Below are 1,886 nucleotides of genomic sequence, written 5' to 3' on the forward strand. Positions count from 1 at the left end.
CCGGACTACATGGTGCCGTCGGCGTTCGTGGTTCTTGATGCGATGCCGCTAACGCCCAATGGCAAGCTGGACCGCAAGGCGTTGCCGGCGCCGGGTGATGAGGCGTTCGCGCACCGAAGCTACGAGGCACCGGAAGGCGAGGTCGAGACGGCGTTGGCGGAGGTCTGGCAGGAGTTGCTGGGCGTGGAGCAGGTCGGCCGCCATGACAACTTCTTTGAGCTCGGCGGGCATTCGATGCTGGCCATCCAGCTCATGGAACGGCTGCGCCGACTGGGACTCAGTCCGGAGATCCGTGTGTTGTTTGCCAAACCGACCCTGGCCGACTTGGCGCAGGCCTTGGGTGGGCATCGGGAAGTGGTGGTGCCACCGAACCGGATCACGGCGGATATAACCGCACTCACGCCGGAGCTGCTGCCGCTGATCGAACTGAAGCAGGCAGACCTGGATTGCATCGTCGCCCGGATTCCGGGCGGTGTGGCGGCGATCCAGGACATTTATGCATTGTCGCCGTTGCAGGAAGGCATCCTGTTCCACCACTTGTTGGCGACGCAGGGTGATCCGTACCTGCAGTACAGCCGGGTGGCCTTTACCGACCGCGCTTTGCTCGACCGTTATCTGGTTGCGTTTCAACAGGTAATGGACCGTCACGACATCCTGCGCACGGCTTTTGTCTGGGAAGGTATATCCACTGCCGCGCAGGTGGTCTTGCGCAACGTGCGGTTGTCGGTGACGGAGCTGGAGCTGGATGCAAAGGATGGCCTGATCGAGGCACAACTGGCCGAGCGCTACGATCCGCGTCGTTATCGAATCGACCTGAGCGAGGCCTCGCTGCTGCGCCTGGTCGTGGCCTACGATGCGGAAGCCAGTCGCTGGGTGGTGTTGCACGTGCTGCATCACCTGATCGGCGATCACTCGACCCTGGACGTGATACGGGCGGAGGTAGTGGCCTTCCTGGCCGGCAAGGGTGACACGCTGCCGGCACCGCAGCCGTTCCGCAATCTGGTGGCGCAGGCACGGTACGGGGTGGACGAAACGGAACACGAGGCGTTCTTCCGCGAGCAGTTGGGCGACATCAATGAGCCGACGCTGCCGTTCGGTGTCTCGGATGTGTATCGCGACGGTAGCGCAGTTGTGGAGTCGCACCGGATGGTTTCGGCCTCGCTAAACGAACGCCTGCGCCAGCATAGCCGTCGGCTTGGTGTCAGTCTGGCCAGCTTGTGCCACCTGGCCTGGGGCCAGGTGCTGGCTCGAACCTCGGGACGAGAGTCGGTGGTGTTCGGTACGGTGCTATTTGGTCGCATGCACGGCGGCGAGGGCGCCGACCGGGCGATGGGCTTGTTCATCAATACGTTGCCGTTGCGCTTGGATCTGGCCGGAGAAGGTGTCGAGGGCAGCGTGCGTGCGGCGCACGTGCGCCTGGCCGATCTGCTCAATCACGAGCACGCGTCGTTGGCGCTCGCGCAGCGCTGCAGCGGGGTGTCGGCATCGGCACCGTTGTTCAGCGCGATCCTGAACTATCGGCACAACGCTGTCATCGGGGTGGACAAGGAGGCAGCGACGTCGGCGTTGGCAGGCATCGAATGGCTGGGAGCGGAGGAGCGCACGAGCTACCCGATTTCGTTCTCGGTGGAGGACTTTGGCAGCTCGCTGGGCCTGACGGCACAGGTAGTGGACACACTCTCGGCCGAACGGATCTGCGCCTACATGGAGCAGGCGCTGGAGAGCCTGGCTGATGCCTTGGAGAACGCGCCACAGTGTCCGGTGCGGACGTTGGAGATCGTACCGGCGGCTGAGCGCGTGCTGGTGATGGGCGAGGGCCCGGTGGGGGCGTTGCCCGAGGTATGCCTGGTGCATGAAGCCTTCGAGCGCAGCGTGCGCCAGTCACC

1 protein-coding gene is annotated in these 1,886 nt (G+C 64.2%); it reads left to right on the top strand.

Translation table 11 applies throughout. The annotated features are described in order from the left end of the window. On the top strand, positions 1 to 1,886 hold a 1,886-nt coding region (locus HDE79_RS21720), incomplete at both ends, for a condensation domain-containing protein (protein WP_255488551.1).

This window comes from Rhodanobacter sp. MP1X3 (assembly GCF_014207165.1).
Classification (GTDB): Bacteria; Pseudomonadota; Gammaproteobacteria; order Xanthomonadales; family Rhodanobacteraceae; genus Rhodanobacter.